21 protein-coding genes, 1 pseudogene and 1 riboswitch are annotated in these 17086 nt (G+C 63.5%); of the genes and pseudogenes, 11 read left to right on the top strand and 11 right to left on the bottom strand.

Annotated features, from left to right (window positions below):
• Positions 1-124: 124 nt before the first annotated feature.
• Complete coding sequence (locus tag EOA23_RS20015; RefSeq protein ID WP_127305422.1) at positions 125-901, top strand: hypothetical protein; 777 nt, start codon at positions 125-127, stop codon at positions 899-901.
• Between the two features lie 486 nt (positions 902-1387).
• Here the strand turns inward: EOA23_RS20015 and EOA23_RS20020 are convergent, their stop codons facing one another.
• Complete coding sequence (locus tag EOA23_RS20020) at positions 1388-1930, bottom strand: J domain-containing protein (protein WP_126061544.1); 543 nt, start codon at positions 1928-1930, stop codon at positions 1388-1390.
• A 636-nt stretch (positions 1931-2566) separates the two neighbouring features.
• On the opposite strand from EOA23_RS20020, the gene EOA23_RS20025 reads away from it, so the two are divergent.
• Complete coding sequence (locus EOA23_RS20025; protein WP_127305423.1) at positions 2567-2974, top strand: hypothetical protein; 408 nt, start codon at positions 2567-2569, stop codon at positions 2972-2974.
• A gap of 373 nt (positions 2975-3347) precedes the next feature.
• Here EOA23_RS20025 and EOA23_RS20030 read toward each other — a convergent pair whose 3' ends face one another.
• Positions 3348-3713: an exopolysaccharide production repressor protein gene (locus EOA23_RS20030; protein ID WP_245456526.1), complete on the bottom strand. Its 366-nt coding sequence runs from the start codon at positions 3711-3713 to the stop codon at positions 3348-3350.
• 269 nt (positions 3714-3982) lie between these two features.
• Positions 3983-4909: a DUF1236 domain-containing protein gene (locus EOA23_RS20035; RefSeq protein ID WP_127305424.1), complete on the bottom strand. Its 927-nt coding sequence runs from the start codon at positions 4907-4909 to the stop codon at positions 3983-3985.
• Positions 4910-5172: 263 nt separating this feature from the next.
• On the opposite strand from EOA23_RS20035, the gene EOA23_RS20040 reads away from it, so the two are divergent.
• Positions 5173-5472, top strand: coding sequence for a DUF1236 domain-containing protein (locus EOA23_RS20040; RefSeq protein WP_126061541.1), 300 nt, complete (start codon positions 5173-5175; stop codon positions 5470-5472).
• A gap of 218 nt (positions 5473-5690) precedes the next feature.
• Positions 5691-5912 carry a hypothetical protein gene (locus EOA23_RS20045; RefSeq protein ID WP_126061540.1) on the top strand — a complete coding sequence of 74 codons (222 nt, stop codon included), beginning with the start codon at positions 5691-5693 and terminating at the stop codon, positions 5910-5912.
• 175 nt (positions 5913-6087) lie between these two features.
• Here the strand turns inward: EOA23_RS20045 and EOA23_RS20050 are convergent, their stop codons facing one another.
• A complete protein-coding gene (locus EOA23_RS20050) occupies positions 6088-6435 on the bottom strand; it encodes a DUF982 domain-containing protein (protein ID WP_126061539.1) in 348 nt (115 codons plus the stop codon).
• 270 nt (positions 6436-6705) lie between these two features.
• Between EOA23_RS20050 and EOA23_RS20055 the strand changes: the two genes are divergently transcribed.
• The 3 genes from EOA23_RS20055 to EOA23_RS20065 all read left to right on the top strand — a co-directional run bounded on the left by EOA23_RS20055 (position 6706) and on the right by EOA23_RS20065 (position 7708).
• Positions 6706-7005, top strand: coding sequence for a DUF1236 domain-containing protein (locus EOA23_RS20055; protein ID WP_127305425.1), 300 nt, complete (start codon positions 6706-6708; stop codon positions 7003-7005).
• Between the two features lie 133 nt (positions 7006-7138).
• Positions 7139-7348, top strand: coding sequence for a hypothetical protein (locus EOA23_RS20060; protein ID WP_126061537.1), 210 nt, complete (start codon positions 7139-7141; stop codon positions 7346-7348).
• 108 nt (positions 7349-7456) lie between these two features.
• A complete protein-coding gene (locus tag EOA23_RS20065; RefSeq protein ID WP_127305426.1) occupies positions 7457-7708 on the top strand; it encodes a DUF2934 domain-containing protein in 252 nt (83 codons plus the stop codon).
• A gap of 170 nt (positions 7709-7878) precedes the next feature.
• Here the strand turns inward: EOA23_RS20065 and EOA23_RS20070 are convergent, their stop codons facing one another.
• From EOA23_RS20070 to EOA23_RS20080, 3 genes are all read right to left on the bottom strand, one after another.
• Positions 7879-8088: a hypothetical protein gene (locus EOA23_RS20070; RefSeq protein WP_126061535.1), complete on the bottom strand. Its 210-nt coding sequence runs from the start codon at positions 8086-8088 to the stop codon at positions 7879-7881.
• 201 nt (positions 8089-8289) lie between these two features.
• Positions 8290-8634 (bottom strand): hypothetical protein, encoded by a 345-nt coding sequence (locus EOA23_RS20075; protein ID WP_127305427.1) that lies wholly within the window; start codon positions 8632-8634, stop codon positions 8290-8292.
• A 93-nt stretch (positions 8635-8727) separates the two neighbouring features.
• Positions 8728-9816 carry a GSU2403 family nucleotidyltransferase fold protein gene (locus EOA23_RS20080; protein WP_127305428.1) on the bottom strand — a complete coding sequence of 363 codons (1089 nt, stop codon included), beginning with the start codon at positions 9814-9816 and terminating at the stop codon, positions 8728-8730.
• Between the two features lie 195 nt (positions 9817-10011).
• Positions 10012-10124, top strand: a riboswitch (TPP riboswitch).
• Between EOA23_RS20080 and EOA23_RS20085 the strand changes: the two genes are divergently transcribed.
• From EOA23_RS20085 to EOA23_RS20100, 4 genes are all read left to right on the top strand, one after another.
• Positions 10115-10723 (top strand): YkoF family thiamine/hydroxymethylpyrimidine-binding protein, encoded by a 609-nt coding sequence (locus EOA23_RS20085; protein ID WP_127305429.1) that lies wholly within the window; start codon positions 10115-10117, stop codon positions 10721-10723. (Overlaps the previous riboswitch by 10 nt.)
• Positions 10724-10973: 250 nt before the next feature.
• Entirely contained in the window at positions 10974-11744 is a 771-nt protein-coding gene (locus EOA23_RS20090; RefSeq protein ID WP_245474264.1) for an ABC transporter permease, read from the top strand.
• Entirely contained in the window at positions 11741-12508 is a 768-nt protein-coding gene (locus EOA23_RS20095) for an ABC transporter ATP-binding protein (protein WP_126061531.1), read from the top strand. The genes EOA23_RS20090 and EOA23_RS20095 overlap by 4 nt, the downstream gene beginning before the upstream one ends.
• Before the next feature lies 1 nt (position 12509).
• Entirely contained in the window at positions 12510-13523 is a 1014-nt protein-coding gene (locus EOA23_RS20100; RefSeq protein ID WP_127305431.1) for an ABC transporter substrate-binding protein, read from the top strand.
• On the opposite strand, the gene EOA23_RS20105 is transcribed toward EOA23_RS20100, so the two are convergent.
• From EOA23_RS20105 to EOA23_RS37070, 4 genes and pseudogenes are all read right to left on the bottom strand, one after another.
• Positions 13520-13777, bottom strand: a complete 258-nt coding sequence (locus tag EOA23_RS20105; RefSeq protein WP_127305432.1) for a hypothetical protein — start codon at positions 13775-13777, stop codon at positions 13520-13522. The two genes, EOA23_RS20100 and EOA23_RS20105, sit on opposite strands and share 4 nt — an antisense overlap.
• Before the next feature lie 124 nt (positions 13778-13901).
• Positions 13902-14774: a DUF2167 domain-containing protein gene (locus tag EOA23_RS20110; RefSeq protein ID WP_127305433.1), complete on the bottom strand. Its 873-nt coding sequence runs from the start codon at positions 14772-14774 to the stop codon at positions 13902-13904.
• Positions 14775-14909: 135 nt separating this feature from the next.
• Entirely contained in the window at positions 14910-16787 is a 1878-nt protein-coding gene (locus tag EOA23_RS36510; protein ID WP_245474266.1) for a tetratricopeptide repeat protein, read from the bottom strand.
• 123 nt (positions 16788-16910) lie between these two features.
• Positions 16911-17045 (bottom strand): annotated as a pseudogene (locus tag EOA23_RS37070) (hypothetical protein); the annotation flags it as partial.
• Positions 17046-17086: the final 41 nt, after the last annotated feature.

Below are 17086 nucleotides of genomic sequence, written 5' to 3' on the forward strand. Positions count from 1 at the left end.
TGGCGGCGATGCGCTCATTTGGCGACCGTAATTGCCTAAAGTTTATCCGACGGCGTTAGGAAATTCTCATATGAGGCTGCCTAGCGGTTGGGCCATGTGAAAGATTCATCTGCGGAGAAGCACAATGACATTGCGTAAGACACTTCTGGCGTCCCTTGCCATTCTGGCGCTGGCGGCGGCCCCGGCGCTCGCCGGCAACGGCCATGGCGGCGGCAATGGCGGCAACCACGGCGGCAATGGCAATGGCGGGAATGGAAACGGCGGCGGCAATGCCGGTGGCAACGGCAAGAGCGGCGCCGAGCACGGCAAGTCGGCTTCTGCTCACGGCCACAACAAGAGCGCCGACGACAGCGCGACGGACGACACGACGACGGCCGCCACGCCGAAGGAGAAGAACCTTCACGCCAAGCTCGGCCGGCTGAATTCCCTGCAGCGCAACATCAACGCCTACATGAACTCCAAGAGCAAGAAGTTCGCGGGCATCCAGGCCTATGTGACAGCGGCAGCGGCAGCTCAGAACGCGCAGGCTAAGCTCGACGCGGCGAATACGCAGCTCACCGCCGACCAGAACAAGCTCGCCGATCTCACCCAGCAGCTCGCCGATCTCAACGCTACTGACACGACGGGCTTCTCGCCCGAACAGCAGGCGGCTCTCGATGCGCAGATCACCGATGTGAAGTCGCAGATCGATGCCCAGAACGCGGCGATCACCGCTGACACCCAAGCGGTCGCTGATGCCCAAACCGAGGTTACCAATACACCCGCCCCGGACGACGCGACGTTGGACGCCGCCCTGCAAGACATGGCCAACAAGCCGGTCGATCAGGAAGTGACGGACTGGGCCAAGGGCGTGCTTGCCGACAAGATCGACCAGGCCGCCGCAGCGACGACGACGCCGTAAGTCCAAACGAAACGACCAGAAGGTGGACGAAACGCCGCCGGGCCTCGCCCGGCGGCTTTTTTGTCCGCCACCGCCTCGGCGTAAAGCCGTTTTTTTGGCGCGCGCCAGGCCGGGCCTATTTCGGCGGCGCGTCAGACCTCAGTCGTCTTGTCTTCGGCGACGCACGGGGCCTATGTCATCGTTGCGCTCCCTGTTCTTGCCCTCCATGGCGCATGGTTCGGGCTCCGCTCCCCCCAGCGGAACCGAGCCCAGATATGGGGAGTTCAGGAGACGACAGTCGATTCCCCCGGGATGTAGCTGCTCCTTCATCGAGCCCGCCACTGGTTCAGGCACCAGTCGGCGGGCTTTTGATGCCGGGCGGAGCAGTCCGGCCGAGGGCAGTTCCGGGCAATGTGAACGGTTGACCCGGCGGTTTCGCCGCAACCTTCAGCCTTGTCTGATCGAACAGATGCAGCGTTTCGTTTTTCCCTGACACGGTGAAACGCCCTAATCGGCGTGATCGAGCAGGCGGGTGGCGTCCGGGCGGTCCCGGGCTTGTTTGCTCCCGGCGTGGTCGATGCCCTCGACCGTGATGGCGAACGTCCCGTTCTCGGTCCTGCCGATGAAGCCCTTCGCCTTGAGGTACCACAGGTGGAATTCGAGGTGCTCGCGCGGGCAGCCCGACAGGCGTTCGAGCTCGTCGTCGCCGATGCCCGGATTGTTGACGTCGCGCCGGCGCCGCACATAGAGAAGCGACAGCAAATTGGCCTGGATGGCGGCATCCCTGTCCATGCCGCCGCCGTCGCGCGCGCCATCCGTGAGTTCGTGGCGAAGGCCCAGATGCTCGCGGTAGAGAATGTCGTACTGGGCCCGCTTGACTGGATCCCGCAGCGTATTGTGGGCCTCGACGATCTCGCTGAAGCGCGATTCATTGCCTGTTTCCCGATTATCGGGATGGTAGCGCATAGCAAAATAGCGGAAAATCCGCTCGATTGTCTCAGAATTGGCGTTCGGGCTTATTTCCAGAACTTCGTAGTAGTCAGTGAACATGTAATCGTGCTTCCGAAATTACGGAAACCACTCCCCGAATCCGAGCATTGCCCAAATGCCGCGCGCTTGCAAGGCGCCACGGGGCCGGTTCCGAACGGGCGCAAATGCCCGCCGCAACTGCGCGAACTCGAGCCGGATTCGGGACGCTGAAGCGCATGCTTTCGCGCGCCTGCCGGCGGGGAAGGGATGTCCTGGTCGGCGCACTGGTTCGCGGGCGCCCGATCGGCGAATGGCCTGCTCTGCTGTGCGGATTCGAAGCTTGCGGGACTGATCGGCGATCGCGGTGGAATAAATCCCGCACTCTGCTACGTTAGCCATGTCTGAAATTCAGGTGGCAACCTGGATGGGGGCCGACCTCAAGCCCGGCTCCCTTTTTGGCTCGCCTCGAAAGAGGCGAGCCATTTTTTTCGCGAAGCCGCCTCGCGGCTTTCGTCCGAAGGTTTCACCGCCCTAAAGCGCGTCGCGATCCTTCGGATTCGCTCCATGCGCTTTATTCTTGGGCTTTACGCTAGTCTTTATCCCCAACAGGGTCCCACTTTCGGGAGACATGCTTTAGGTGCGCCATGGCTAATATGGCTGGCTGGATATAGAATTCATAGAGTCGGGTCCACAGAGGCATTGGGAGGGACTACAGAAATGCCACGCGTATCGGAACTCTTCTTCAAGACGGCCATCGTCTTTCTCATCCTGGGCATCGCCGCCGGGCTGCAGATGGCGATTTCGGGCGATCACGGCGCCTTCCCGGCGCATGCCCACATCAACCTTCTTGGCTGGGTCACCAGCGCCATCTTCGGGGGCTATTATGCGCTCAACCCGGCCAAGGCCGAGCGCCGCATCGCCATGATCCATTACGGCCTCTATACGGCCGGCATCGTGATCATGCTGCCGGCACTCTACTGGATGTTGGCGGCAGGCCATCCGGAGATCGAACCGGTCGTGGCGATAGGCTCACTGATCGTCGCCGCTGCGGTGCTGGTCTTTGGCTTCGTCGTCTTCTCGTCGTCGGAGGCGGTGCGCTCCGCCTCACCAGCCGCGGCACGCTAGCTTGCGATCGAGCAGGGGGCTTCGGCCTGGACGGGCTGGAGCCTCCAACCGAAGAGCACGGCAAGACGGCCGTTTTGCATCGCGCCGAGTAACCTCTGTTGCGGACGGGCGCTGGCGACAATGCCAAACTGATCGCGCCTCGGAAGCATAACGCGGGGCCGGCCCGGCTCGCTGCGCTCGAGCAGAGGCGTGCAGTGTGTCGGGCGAAACGGATTGCCGCCGCTTCCGGGAAAGCGACTGGCCGGCCATTCGCGAGCAGGCTGCGGCCGGCTAAAGCATGTCTCCCGAAAGTGGAATCGGTTTCGGGATAAAGACATGCGCAAAATCAAAAACCTAAAGCGCATGGAGCGAATCTGAAAGATCGCGACGCGCTTTAGGGCAGAAGCTTCGGAAACAGCAGCGAGATGAGAGCGTGGATGATGCCGTCCCGCTCGAACGGGCCAGGCAATTTGGCGGGCGAGACGGCGCCGTCGCTCGATTTGGCCTCGTCGGTCACGCGGGCCTCGCCATGCACCAGCCACAGCACCGCGGCGAAGTAGCCGGCCTGCAGAATTACCGCGGCAAGGACCGCCCAGCCCAATGCCGTCCAGACCGATCCAGTGGACGCGAATGTCCAGCCGAGGATCACCAGCAGCGTCGCCGCCATTCCCACAAGAAACTGCGGAAAATACATTTGCCCAACCGAGCGCCGCGACCATGTCCAGTCGTCGACGATCTCGCCCATGTCTCTACCCGTCATGACCCTTGCACCTTTTCCGGGTGGACCGCAAGCTTGAACAATCTGCCCGGCGGCCTTGTCGCACCATTGTCCGCTCCGACAGGGACCAAGGGAGCAGGACTTCCTTGTAGCAACCGCCAATTGCGCCGGATCGTTCCATGCGCCCCGGCATTCAAGCAACGCCTCATGGAACGCGTCGGCGACGGCGCGGCGATACCTGTAAGGGCAGGGACGGCCGGACAAAAAAAGGCCCGACGAGGCGGGCCTTTTTTGTTTTCATGATGTCCTTGTCAGCTCAGGATCACGACGATCTTGTAAGTGTCGGGGTCGACGATGACGATGCGTCCATCGGCCAACACGAAATACTCATAGGATTCATAGGCTGGCACGATCTTGACGATGCGAGCCGGCAGGCGGTGCAGGCGCACCTTGTGCCGCGGCACCTCGACGCCAACTGAAATGTCGAAGCTGACATCGCGAACCGGCTCGACATGGGTTTCATGAATGACCTGCGTAATCTGCGTCCTCTGCTCGACGGTCACATTGTTGATCGAGGCCGTCTTGTTCTGGTCGGTCTGGACGTTGGTGTTGCCCTGGGCGTTCATCTCGGTCTTTGTGCCCGTATTGGTCTGGGCATTCTGATCGGTCTTGGTGCCGGTACCGGTCTGAGCGTTCTGCTCGGTCTGCATCTTGGTGTTGCCGCCCTGAGCGTTCTGCTCGGTGGTGCCGGCCTTGCCCTGGGCCTGCTGCTTCTTCTTGAGCTGCGTGTTGTCCTGGGCATTCTGGTCAGTCTTGGTGCCGGTGTTGGTCTGAGCGTTCTGCTCAGTCTGCATCTTGGTATTACCCTGAGCGTTCTGCTCGGTGGTGCCGGCCTTGCCCTGAGCCTGCTGCTTCTTCTTAAGCTGGGTGTTGTCCTCGGCGTTCTGGTCGGTCTTGGTGCCGGCCTGGCCCTGGGCCTGCTCATCGGTCTTCATCTTGGCCTTGCCCTGCGCCTGCTCCTGGGTGTTGGCGCCGGCCTTGCCCTGGGCGTTCATCTCGGTCTTCGATTTCGTCTCGCCCTGGGCCTGCCCGCCTGCCTTGCCGCCCTTCTGGCAATCGGCCGTGCCGGCCGCGCAATTGTTGTTGTCGCCGCTTGGCTGCGCGGATTCGGTCTGCGCCATCGCGGCGCCACAACTCACACTGAGCGCGATCATGCTTGTGATCAGCAGATGTTTCATTGGATTTCTCCTCGGAAAGTCGGTCCCTTCGCATGGGTAACCCGGCTCGAAACGCATTGTTCCGAAATTGCGGCAACGGGCAAAAGGGAGGGTCTTGCCGCACACGGCGGCAGTAATTTTCGCACGCGCCAGCCCCTCTTCTGGCGGGATTTCACAGGGAACAACGCTGGGCGATTGGCGTTACGACACTGCCGACCCGCTGTGGAAAATCGCAGGCGCAGCATCAAGGCGATTTGATCCAATCCACATAGGAGAGACGAACAATGAAAATGCACATCACCTCCGCCGCCGCCGGCTTGCTGCTTCTTGCCGGCATTGGCGCCGCTGCCGCGCAGGATGTCGTCATCGCGCCGGAGCAGGAAACCGTCATCAAGGAATATGTGCACAAGCAGCCGCTGGCTTCGGTGAAGGTTCCGGGCGTCGAGTTGAACATCGGCAGCACGGTTCCCGACACGGTCGAGCTGCACGAGGTGCCGAACGTCAAATACCGTTACGTTGTCGTCGATAACCGGACGGTCATCGTCGACCCCGGCACGCGCAAGATCGTCAAGGTGCTGGATTAATCGACAGCACGCGGGAACGAGATGGCCCGTCGCCAGTCACGGCGGCGGGCCATCGATCGATTATTATTTTGTTACCATGTGCTAACGGAACCTTCCCGCCGCGGTTGAGTTAGCGGCTCTGGGCCACGCTGTCTCATAGACAACACAAATCATTGGCAGGGTGCAGATTCGGGCGGCGGCGAACAGTTGCGGGCGGGTCAAGGAGGAGTTTGACCAACATGTCGAAACGAGAAGTCGCAACATCCCGGTCGCTCGGGATGCGCGTCGCCGATCTCAAAGCCAGGATGCGGGACGCCCGGATCACCGAGCATGAGATGAAGACCTTCCAGAAGGTCGCGGCCATCATGGGAGGTGGCGAGGGCTCCCTACGCATCGAAGCGGACGACCTGATCGCCGCGTCTTTCGTCACCGAGGCGCTGGGCGAGCCGACGCCGACCTGACAGCGGCCACCAGCCGAAAAAGCCCCATCGATCCCAGTCGGTCGTCAGTCCCGGCGGCGGTCTGCGGGGCAAACGGACGCCCAGGCGGCTCCGTTGCCGGAGATCTCGCCGGCCAGTTCCTGAAGCCTGCAGGCAGGCCCAACGCGCAGCGGCCCCAATGCGCACCGGCTCTCTGTCAGTGCGCCGGCCGCTGCAGCGCCCGGCTCTCACGTGCCCGGTTGCGCCTGATCTTGGCCTCGCGCAGCACCGCGACCGGATCTGCCCCGGTCCACTCGATCCCCGCCTTCCTCGCGAAGATCAGGAACGCCTGGCGCGCCTTGTCGAGATCGATCTCGCCGGCCCGTGCCGCCTCGCAGGCGCGCAGCGCCCTTGCGTGGCTTTCGCCCCGCGAAGCGAGCGGCCATTCCTTGAGAAAATTCTGCATCCCGGTGAGCGAGGCGATCTCGCGCTTGAAGCCGGCGCCAACGGCGATCGCCACGGGGGAGCGAAGTTGGATGTCGCTTCTGATGTAACCTTCTTGCATGACGGCGGCGCCCTTTGGATTTCAAAGTCTTGGGGAGTTTCAATGCCTTCCAATGCGGAGCCGATGCGAAGGTTCCGCCACATCAATTAGTCGTCGCTGACGGAACAACACCTCGCCGGGGACGTTTGCCCCGGGAGCTCAATTATTCGACCTGCCGATGTTTCCGCTTCCTGCGGAGGCAGGGCGGAGCTCGCCAATACGCGATCCGAAGGATCGTCGTGAACCGATACGCGATCCGAAGGTCGTCGTGAATCCAACAGGAGAGAAACGATGAAAACCACCCTCATTCCAGCTGTCGCCGGCCTGGCTCTGATGGCCGGCATCGGCGTCGCGGCCGCGGACGAGGTGATCGTCACCCCCGAGCAGCAGACCGTGGTCAAGGAATATGTCCACAAGCATCCGATCGCCTCGGTCAACGTGCTCGGCCTCGAGCTCGGCGTCGGCTCGACCGTGCCTGATACCGTCGAGCTGCAGGAGGTGCCGGACGTGCAGTATCGCTATGCCGTGGTCAACGACCACACGGTGTTGATCGATCCCGGCACGCGCCGCGTTGTTCAGGTGATCCAGTAACATCTGACACCCCTGAAGAGCCCGATCCTTGCCCGACGCTTCGGTGAAGGATCGGGCTCTTCTCGCATCGAGGCACATGGCCTAGAATAGTCAGCGGTTTGGGAGGCAACGAAGCGCGGAAGGAGTCGTTGCCATGCATCATCCACACGTCGAATCACCTGATATCGCCCGGCAGGTCGACAAGCTGCTGGCCGAGCACAGGACTGGCCTGCTGTCCATGCAAGAGGCAATTTCCCTGCTGCGGAAGCGTACGGGGACCGACCGCTCTGACGCGGATTTAGCCGGATTGATCACAAAGAAGGCAGCGCATCTCGGCATCGCGGTCGTCACCGACGGCCACTGAGCGAATTTGCCGCCTAAGTCGGTCGCATATGCGTGATACCGAAGACGCCGCGTCAAAATTCCGCTAGTGTTCGCGCCGGGGAACCCGTCCCAACCTTAGGAGGCGACAGTGACGGACGACAGGCACGAACGCATTCGCCAACGCGCGCACGAGATTTGGGAGCAGGCCGGCCGGCCCGAAGGTGCTCACGAAGAGCACTGGAACCAGGCGACCGCCGAGATCGACGCGGCAGGCAAGCCGAAGAAAGCGCCGAGGAAGGCGGCTGCCGCCAAGGTCGAGAAGCCAAAAGCCGCCAAGGCGGAAAAGCCCGCCAAGGCCCCCGCCAAGGCAAAGACGGCCAAGCCGAAAGCCAAGGCCTGAATCTCCGGCGGCCGCGCCGCCGCCGGCTCATCCCGACAACGATCTCCGACCGCGACCGGACGTGGGTAGTCCGCGCCCGGCGGTTCGCCATGGAGATGCCCAAACTTCCGTTGAAGACGCGCTGGCTCAACTGGTAGGAAGATCAAGCAGAGGGAAGGCGCCGCCGATCGCTAGCGCCTCCCTTGCTTTCCGGCGTATTGCGCGACCGCGCAGAGAAGGGCAAGCGCCGCGGTATCGCAGGCGGCCCGCGACGGCGACGGGCCCTTGGCGAAAAGCACCGCATCCGCGACCGGAACCGTCAGTCCGTGCTTTCTGGCAAATGAAGTGACTTCGTAGGGCTGGTCCTCGGGCAGTGCGCCGATGTCGATTTGCGGTTGCATCAAACGTGTTCCTCCCTGGTATGCGTCTATTCCCTCCTTCGCCCGGCAGGAATTAACGCCCGGCCACTCACCCGCGTCCACCAATTGGCGATTGTGTGAAACGATGCATTTGACGGGGCGGCGAGCCGAGGGTTGCAGCCGGCCGGTTGAAGGGTCCGCGGCGCGGGCGTCTTCGGTCCCCGCACGGGAAGAGGGAAGCCCTCACCAGGCATCGCTCGACCGGGCGAACCTTACCCCCGCGGCGATCATCGCGCTTTCGCACTCGCTGATCAGCCTGAGGTTTCGCAGATACCGCGCCATCGTCTCCGGCAGCCAGGCGGCGCAGGCCTCCGCATAGGCGCGGCCGTGCACAAGCGCGCCGGTCGACAGCCGCTCGTCCTTCTCGGCGATCACCTTCAGATATTGCCGGATGAAGCGGATGTCGTCGGCGATGTCTTGGCTCGCCATGCGCCAGGCGCCGGCGAGGCGCTCGCGCTCGGCGAGCGGCAGTGGCGACAGCAAAGGGCGGGAGAGATCGGCAAAAGCGGCATGGTTCGCGGTGTTCAAGCAGATTCCCTCAAAGGAGATATCGTACTTTATGTACTAAATCCGGTCAAGCGAGGTTCGTACAATTTGAACGATGTGCCGTCTTGAGGTAGATCAGGCGATCCGCGTCGGAAAGCCTTCGAGCTGCACGCCGACTTCGCCATGCGCTCGCCCCAAGATCGACTGGATCATCTCATGCCTGTCCGGCTTCAGCAGGCTCAAGCCTTTCCGCAACGCATCCCGCCAGGCATCGCCGCGCTCCCATGCTTCCGCGAAAGCCAGTGCAAGGTCATCCTGTCGGCGCGTCGTATCCAGCGCCTCGACCAGCAGGCCCACTTGATGGAGGTCCTTCTCCCGCTTCGCCGCCGCGCCTCGCTCGCGGCGCGTCGCCACGATCAGCTTGTGGACGGCGAAGCGTTCGGGCGAGGGGACAAGCACCGGCACGCCGGAGCGGTGCAGCAGCACCGTCCTCACCGGATCGCGGATCAGGAAATCGAGGAAGCGCAGCGGCTGCGCCGAGGCGCCGCCGAGCGAAGGCATCAAGCTGGCGCGATCGGCATGCTCGTCGCTGCCGCGGTTGGGGGTGAGGAACTCGATCCGGTAGCGCGAGGCGTTCTCGTACTGCGTGGTGCGGCCGGCATCAGTCCGGTGCGGGATTTCGCGAAACGTCGGGTCGACGGCCCTCAGCACGTCGATGACCGGCGGCATGCTGTCTTCCACTTCGGCCGAAACGGAATGGAACTGTGCGAAATCGGCATCGCCTGTCTGCAGCGCGGCACCCGGCAATCGCACCCCGAGATGCCCGGCATAGGTCTGGAAAGCGACGGTGCCCACCAGCACCGCGCGCAGCCGGAAGAGCCCCGCCTTCTCCAGCGCCTCGACGACATCGCCGGTGAAGGTCTCGGGTGCGGTCAGGCCGGCATCGCGGACAAGCGTGGAGACCAGCTTGCGGCGGCTCCTGAGATCGCCCTTGATCTCCCTGAAGGCCGCAACCCGACTGGCGATCTCGGGATCCTCGGCCGGACCGACGTAACGCCTCTTTTTCTCGGGGCGGGTTTCCTCGAAATACCAGTAGTCGCGGCCCTTCACCGGCACGCGCACGAAATTGCCCGCCGTCGAGAAATCCGTCTCGAAGGAAGCATCGAGGCTGCGCTGCACCAACTCGGCGTAGAGGGTGCGGTAGGCGAGGTCGATGGTCTTCATGGGCGCTGCTATTGTGCGTTATAAGATTCCTGCAATTTTCTTATAACTGCGCCACCAGTCGATTGCAAGTTCGTTATAAGAAATTCGTGAAAATCTTATAACCACCGGCATCTCCCCTAGGGGGAGATGAGACTCGTGGCCCAACTGGCGTCGCAAAAAACCGCTTTCCCAACCCGGCAAACAGTGCTTTAACGCGCTCATCCACAGGGGTGCTCCGTACGGTCGGGGCTGAGATGGTGGCGGCAAGCCTCCGGACCCTAAAGCTGATCTGGATAATACCAGCGGAGCGAGGCGGGCCATGTTTTCCGGCGCACAGATTTCCCTTTATCCCCTGGCCGACGATTTCGTCGGCGTCATCCTCGGCGCGTTGGGCGCGCTCGATCCTTACCGCGACAGGCTCAGCATCGAGACCGACGACATCTCGACGCTGCTGGTCGGGCCGCCCGAAGTGCTGTTCCCGGCGATGCGCGACCTCTTCGTGGCGGCGGCCAAAAGCGGCAAGCATTGCGTGCTGTCGGCCGCCCTCTCGCGCGGCTGCCCCGGCGAGCCGGACGATCCGATCTGCCGTTCCGACGAGATCGGCGGCCCGGCGGTCCCGCTCGACGAGCGCAAACGCGCGGCGCTCGGCGCCGTGCGGTCGACGCCCTCGACCGACCAGCCGGTGGCGGCGCAATTCTCGCTCTATGTGATGGGCACGGGCGATCACATGGACGAGATCTATGGCTGCATCGACTTCCTGAAACAGTCCGGCGTGTTCGACCGTTCAAAGAACTTCTGCACCAGGCTGCGCGGCGATGCCGGCGCGGTGTTCGCCACGCTCAACGAAGCCTTCTGCCGCTTCGGACCCGGCGCGGGGCACGTGACCCTCGACATCACGATTTCGGCCAACAGCCCGACGGCGGTTTGAGCTCCTCGCGGCTCGAGCGTCGTTCGTCGAGGAGAGTGTCGTGGCTATTGGCGAAAGCATCGGTGCCGGCGAATCTCCCCCCTCGAGGGGGAGATGCCCGGCAGGGCAGAAGGGGTCCCAGCGCGTAGAGCGCCTACGTCCTCTGCGAAGCAAGATGAGGTTGGCGCTCTACGTGAGACGACCCCCTCTGGCCTGCCGGCCATCTCCCCCGCAAGGGGGGAGATCAGCCCTCACGTCCGCCTTCGCCAAAATCGCTCCCGCCGCCCTCGCATTCGCCCTGCTCCTCCTCGCCTGGGAGCTCTATGCCCGTCTCGGCGGCATCGCGCCCACCGTGCTTCCGGCGCCCTCGCGCGTGCTGGCGCAGGCCTGGGATAACCGCGCGGCGCTTGCCGAAAACACGCTTCCCACCATCCGCGCCACGCTTGCCGGCTTCGCCTGCTCGCTCGTCGCCGCCTTCACGCTTTCGGCGCTGGTCGATTTCTTGGCCCCCCTGCGCCGCGCGCTGTTTCCGCTGCTGATCGCCAGCCAGACCTTGCCGCTGGTGGCGATCGCGCCGCTGGTGGTCTTGTGGTTCGGCTTCGGCCTCTTGCCGAAGATCCTACTGGTCGCGCTGGTCACCTTCTTCCCGATGATGGTGGCGCTGGTCGAAGGCTATGCCGCGACAAGCGCCGAAATCAGCCAGATGCTTGCCGCCATGGGGGCAAGGCGCTGGCGCATATTCTGGCTGGCGCGGCTGCCGTCGGCGCTGCCCTATTTCTTCGCCGGATTGCGCATCTCCATCACCTATGCGGTGGTCGGCGCGATCTTCGCCGAATATGCGGGCGCCGCGAAGGGGCTGGGCATCTACATGCTCAGCGCCAAGAACAACTTTCGGCCCGACCTCGTGCTTGCCGCCGTTGCCGTTAGCTCGGTGCTGACGCTGGCGCTGTTTGGTCTGGCCGTGCTCGTCCAGCGTTTCGCCATGCCCTGGGAGAGGGCCGGGCGCGTCCGCAAGGCCGAACCCTCCGGGCACCGGCCATGACGCGGCTCGAGCTTCGCGACGTGCGAAAAAGCTTCGGCGCGCTCGAGGTTCTGGCCGGCGTTTCGCTCGATGTCGGCGCGGGCGAGTTCGTGTCGATCCTCGGCCCCTCCGGCGCCGGCAAGTCGACGCTGTTCCAGCTCCTCACAGGCGCGATCCGGGGCGAGGGCGAGATGCGCTTCGACGGCGCGCCGCTCCATGGCGCCCGCTTCGCCTTCATGCCGCAACGCGACGCGCTGATGCCGTGGCGGCGCGTCATCGACAACGCCACGCTGGGGCTCGAAGTGCAGGGCATGAAGCGCCGGGCCGCGCGCGAGCGCGTGGCGCCCTTGTTCGCCGAATTCGGCCTTGCCGGCTTCGAGCGCGCCTGGCCGGCCGAGCTGTCGGGCGGCATGCGCCAGCGCGCGGCGCTGCTGCGCACCGTGGTGCAGCAGCGCGACATGCTTTTGCTCGACGAGCCGTTCGGCGCGCTCGATGCGCTGACCCGGGCGGCCATGCAGCGCTGGCTCGAAGGCATGTGGCGAAGCCACCGCTGGACGGCGTTGCTGATCACCCATGACGTGCGCGAGGCGGTGCTTCTGTCCGACCGCATCTATGTGCTTTCGGCGCGGCCCGCGCGCGTGGTGCGTGAGGTGTCGGTGCCGCTGCCGCGTCCGCGCACCGAAAGCGCCGCGCTCGCCCGCGAGGCGGCCGCGATCGAGGCCGGCATCCTCGACACGCTGCTTGGACAGCCGCCCCCAATTCCCGACCATCCGATGGAGAAATGAAATGACCGACTTCACCCGCCGGCAGGCGCTGTTCCTGGCCGCCAGCCTGCCATTTGCCGGGGCCGTCACGCAGGCCCGGGCCGCCGCGCAAAAAATCACCGTCGCGCTCGACTGGACCGTCAACACCAACCACATCGGCCTGTTCGTCGCCCGCGACAAGGGCTTTTACCGCGACGCGGGGCTGGACGTCGAAATCCTGCCCTATGGCGACACCGGCTCGGGCACGCTGGTGGCCAACCGCGTCGCCGATTTCGGCATTTCGGGTTCGCTCGGCCTGTTCACGCAGAAGGGCGCCGGCGCCGACCTGAAGGCCATCTATGCCGTCGTCCAGTCGGAGACCGGCCGCGTCGTCTTCAATGCCGACCGCGCCGCCATCAAAAGCCCGAAGAATCTCGACGGCCTGACCTATGGCGGCTTCGGCAGCGCCTGGGAGAACGCGCTGTTGCAGACCATCATCCGCCATGACGGCGGCAAGGGCGATTTTTCCACCGTGACGCTGGGCACCTCGGCCTACGAGGCGCTGGCCAATGGCGCGGTCGATTTCACGCTCGAAGTCTCGACCTGGGAAGGCGTCGAGGCCGAGCTGAAGGGCTTGAAGCAGCGCAGCTTCCGCTACGCCGATTACGGCGTGCCGGACGAGCACACGACGCTGATCGTTTCCAGCAACGCCTACCTAGCCGCCAATCCCAAGGCTGCCGCCGCCTTCGTCCAGGCGACACGGGCCGGCTACGCCTTCGCCGTCGACCACGCGAAGGAGGCGGGCGAGCTGCTGGTCGCCGCCAACAAGGACACGCTGACCAACCCGGCGCTGATCGATGCCTCGCTGAAGGCGCTGAATGACGGCCATTTCCTGAAAAGCGCCAACGGCGCCATCGGCACGATGGACAAGGCCAAGATGGAAGCGATGGGCGGGTATCTGTTTGCCGCGGGGATATTGCTCGATGGCAACGGCAAGGCGCTGAAGGAGAAGCCCGATCTGGGCGCGTATTTCACGAATGAGTTTCTGGGCGCTTAGAAGAGATAGCGACCAAACATAAACGCAATCGCGGTTGCAGATGACAGGATGAGAACGCTTGCGACGAGCAGGCCGAACTTGAGCAATGGGGTTTTGTGGCGGTAGGCCCGCCAGGGGGTCCGCGCAGTTGAGGTCTGCAGACAGTAATGCGTTAAGAGCAAGGCAGCTTCCCAGCCAGTCGCCAGAATAAAGATCCATAGCCAGGACGCCTTGCCAAGGCCAAAGGTAATCGCCCTGATGAGGACAAGGGTCAAGATCACCAACGAGAGCACGCGACCCAGACGATTGCGCCACCGTGCTGGTCCACGTCGGCGAATGGCGACTGACCGACTGGGAGCCGCTGGTGCAGTCTCAGAAGTGGAAGACATTAGACACCAATCAGCTGTCAGCCTTCTTCCTGTTGAACAGCCGTCTCAGCCACACCAGCGGCAGCAGCAGGAGGAAGGCGCCTTTCTTCAGCACAACCAAGGCGAGGGCGATCAGCCCGGCGCCGGCGGCCTTGCCGTATTTGACGCCGAGCATCGTCGCCAGCACGCCGAGCGCGCCGTAGCCCGCCACCTTGTCGCCGCTGGAGAATTCGAAATAGGAAGAGCCTGCCTGTGGCTTGTAGGCGGCGGCCGATGCTTCGACGATCTTCTGCACCGCATCGCTGGTGATGTTGCCATTCACCGGCACGATCTTCATTGGGACATAGCCCTGCCGATCGAAGACCGAAACCGAGATGTTGATCGTCCTGTCGCCGGCCCAGTTCAGAATGTTGGCGTAGTAGAGGATGTTCTTGCCCTTATCGACGCGCGGGTAGACCAGCCAGCTATCGAACCGGATGTCCTGTCCAAGCCGCTGCGACTGCGCTTTCACCGAGTCCCTGAAGCTCTCCTCGATCGAGCCGATCTCCTCGCTGCGGTCGGCGTTGTCCCAGTCAGCGAGGCTGACATAGCCGTCCGACACTGGCTTCTCGACCGTGAGGTTATCGATCTCCGGCGTGAATCCGAAGATCAGCTGATCGATCGTCGAGCACTGATCATGGTCCCAGCCAAATTCCCTCACCACCAGATTGCAGCGGTCCTCCGGCTTCAGGTAGATGGCGCCGCCGCCAGCCGGAGTGATTGTGCCTCTGGCGGCGCTCAGAGGCTGGGTAAAATTTTGCGGATGATAGTCCGTATCCTCGGCATGCACGATCGCTGGCTGTGCCAGGAAGCAGGTATGCGCCACCACAATGAAAATAAGATTTTCCCTGATCGATTTGTTCATGACCCCCTCCCGCCAGCGGGACCCCAACTTCACGCAGTCGTGATCTAACGGGATTTTCAACGCAAGTACAAGTCGGAAAAGTTCTTTTTTTGTTCTTTATGCAGACTGTAATGTCCGGGCATCGCTGCGGCTCGCCTAATTCTTCACGATGGCGTAGAGCAGGGCGGTTTTGACATGTCGTCCAGGTTCGCCCTGCAGCGAAAGGGCCGCTGCAAACAATTTCGCCGTTGCCGGGCACAGGCCCGACGAAGCCTGATTGGCGTTCGCTATGGCCTCCATCTCGGTCGGCGTGCCGCCGCTTTTGGTAAAGGCCTCGGCGACGAGCGACCAGTCCTGATCCTCGGGTTCCGCAGCCGGCAGACCGCTTCTTTTGGCGGCGCCAAAAGCGCGAAACAGCGTCGCGCCGATCCGATCCAGATGCACCAGAAATTCGTTGTCGGGCGCGCTGACGGCATCTGGCCCGAGGCGCAGGTAATTGTCGCAATTGGTTGGCGTTTGCCGCGCCATCAGGTAGTTGATCATGGCAAGCTGGGCCGAGAGCGCCTGCGACGCTTCGTTGTCTGGAGTGGAAGGCAAAAGCGGCGCATACCTGCGCCGCAGTTTGGCGACAGCAACCCGGCTGGTGTTCTCCACGGCCTGCTTGCCTCCCAGGCGGGCCACGACCATGACGTCGTCGAGCAGTGGGTTGTAGTCGTCCGGGAACTCGTCGGCGATTGCTTTCAATATCTGCGAGTCCTGCTTTTGAACCTCGGCGTTAATGTAGGCTCTGGTCAACACTTGGGGCGCGGGCGTCTGCTTGCCGGCTTGACTGGCAAGCTTGCCCGACTTTTTCGATAGGGATGCTTTCTCCTTTGCGGCCCTTGCCAATTTTCGACCCTGACGGGCCATGTCGGATTTAGGGTCCAGCTCGAGCGCCCGGTCGAAGTCGGCAATGGCGCGATCATAATCGCCCAAATAGTACCTGGCGCTACCGCGCCCGAAATATAACGGGGCGTCGTCCGGCTCCATTTCGATCGCACGGCTGAAATCTGCGATAGCCTTTTCCGGCTCGTGCATCTTCACCAGTATCAGAGCGCGGCCGTAATACCCTGGACTGTAGGATGGATCGATCTCGAGCGCTCGGTTCACGTCGGCAAGAGCCCCGTCAAGGTCGCCCTTTTGCAGGCGCGCCCTGGCGCGCGCCGAATAGTTCGACGGTTCGTTTGGCGCGAGCGCCACGGCACGGCTGTACTCAGTGGCGGCGCGATCGTATTTGCGTTTCCTATAGAACGCGTCGCCGCGCTCGAGAGCCGCCGCCAAGGCCACCGGATCCGGAGCGGCCTCGGCCATCGCCGCTTGGTTTTCGCCTTTCGCCGCTCCCGCCGCCTTGCGGGCCACGACGTAATCACTATTGCCTGGATCGAGCTTGAGCGCCTGGTCGAAATCGGCCATGGCGCCGGCATAGTCCTTGCTGTCGGCCCGCGCCATGCCGCGTGCGTAATAGCTGGCGTCGGCCTTGGGATCGATGCCGATCGCCACCGTATAGGCGGCTATCGCGCGTCCGGCATCGCCCTTGGCGTGCCAGGCCATGCCTTTGCAATAATGGGCGTCGCGCGCCTTCGGGTCGAGCGTGGCGGCCCGGTCGCAATCGGCAAGGGCGCCATCGACATCGCCGGCTGTGACCTTGGCGAGGCCGCGGCGGAAATATGCCGCGGCAAAATTGGGGGCGAGCTGAATGACCTTGTCGAAATCGGCGATTGCCTGGGCGTAGTCGCGTGTGGCTGCCCTGGCCCTGCCGCGGCCGAAATAGCCGAAGCGGTTGTCGGGTTCGAGCGCGATCACCACGTCATAGGAACCGATCGCCTTCTCGTATTTGCCCATGTCCAGCCAGGCATCGCCGCCGAGGATTGCTTGCAGCGCGCGCTGGTCTTTTGTCTCCAGCGACTTTGCAGCCAGGGTGTCGTCCGTGGCCGCCAAATTCGGAAGTACGGGTTGCGGGGCCGAAGCGGCGTCCGCCGGCTTCGACTGCTCCAAGTCCTGCGCCGGGGCGGCGTTGCCCGCATCGCCGGCAGCCTGCTCGTCGCAGCTTCCCGATCGGGCGGGATCCAGCTCCACGGCGCGCCGGCAATCGGCCGCCGCGCCGGCCTGGTTGCCCTTGAGCGTCCTGGCGCGGCTGCGGCCGAGATAGGCGTCGGCATTTTTGGGATCGAGGCCGATTGCCTTGTCGAAATCGAGCAGCGCGCCGTCGACGCCATATTTCGCCAGACGCGCGCCGGCGCGTTCGACCAGTATCCTGGCGGCGGCTTGGTCCTGGGCAGCCTGGTCCTGTGTCG

The organism is Mesorhizobium sp. M2A.F.Ca.ET.042.01.1.1, from assembly GCF_003997405.1.
Lineage (GTDB): Bacteria > Pseudomonadota > Alphaproteobacteria > Rhizobiales > Rhizobiaceae > Mesorhizobium.

What these genes read in the sequence shown, in the direction of transcription:
- EOA23_RS20110 (WP_127305433.1), bottom strand. Translation starts at nt 14,774, where the DNA reads ATGAACAAATCGATCAGGGAAAATCTTATTTTCATTGTGGTGGCGCAT.
- EOA23_RS20045 (WP_126061540.1), top strand. Translation starts at nt 5,691, where the DNA reads ATGTCGAAACGAGAAGTCGCAACATCCCGGTCGCTCGGGATGCGCGTC.
- EOA23_RS20025 (WP_127305423.1), top strand. Translation starts at nt 2,567, where the DNA reads ATGCCACGCGTATCGGAACTCTTCTTCAAGACGGCCATCGTCTTTCTC.
- EOA23_RS20040 (WP_126061541.1), top strand. Translation starts at nt 5,173, where the DNA reads ATGAAAATGCACATCACCTCCGCCGCCGCCGGCTTGCTGCTTCTTGCC.
- EOA23_RS20050 (WP_126061539.1), bottom strand. Translation starts at nt 6,435, where the DNA reads ATGCAAGAAGGTTACATCAGAAGCGACATCCAACTTCGCTCCCCCGTG.
- EOA23_RS20100 (WP_127305431.1), top strand. Translation starts at nt 12,510, where the DNA reads ATGACCGACTTCACCCGCCGGCAGGCGCTGTTCCTGGCCGCCAGCCTG.
- EOA23_RS20015 (WP_127305422.1), top strand. Translation starts at nt 125, where the DNA reads ATGACATTGCGTAAGACACTTCTGGCGTCCCTTGCCATTCTGGCGCTG.
- EOA23_RS20085 (WP_127305429.1), top strand. Translation starts at nt 10,115, where the DNA reads ATGTTTTCCGGCGCACAGATTTCCCTTTATCCCCTGGCCGACGATTTC.
- EOA23_RS20080 (WP_127305428.1), bottom strand. Translation starts at nt 9,816, where the DNA reads ATGAAGACCATCGACCTCGCCTACCGCACCCTCTACGCCGAGTTGGTG.
- EOA23_RS20070 (WP_126061535.1), bottom strand. Translation starts at nt 8,088, where the DNA reads ATGCAACCGCAAATCGACATCGGCGCACTGCCCGAGGACCAGCCCTAC.
- EOA23_RS20020 (WP_126061544.1), bottom strand. Translation starts at nt 1,930, where the DNA reads ATGTTCACTGACTACTACGAAGTTCTGGAAATAAGCCCGAACGCCAAT.
- EOA23_RS20030 (WP_245456526.1), bottom strand. Translation starts at nt 3,713, where the DNA reads ATGACGGGTAGAGACATGGGCGAGATCGTCGACGACTGGACATGGTCG.
- EOA23_RS20035 (WP_127305424.1), bottom strand. Translation starts at nt 4,909, where the DNA reads ATGAAACATCTGCTGATCACAAGCATGATCGCGCTCAGTGTGAGTTGT.
- EOA23_RS20060 (WP_126061537.1), top strand. Translation starts at nt 7,139, where the DNA reads ATGCATCATCCACACGTCGAATCACCTGATATCGCCCGGCAGGTCGAC.
- EOA23_RS20055 (WP_127305425.1), top strand. Translation starts at nt 6,706, where the DNA reads ATGAAAACCACCCTCATTCCAGCTGTCGCCGGCCTGGCTCTGATGGCC.
- EOA23_RS20095 (WP_126061531.1), top strand. Translation starts at nt 11,741, where the DNA reads ATGACGCGGCTCGAGCTTCGCGACGTGCGAAAAAGCTTCGGCGCGCTC.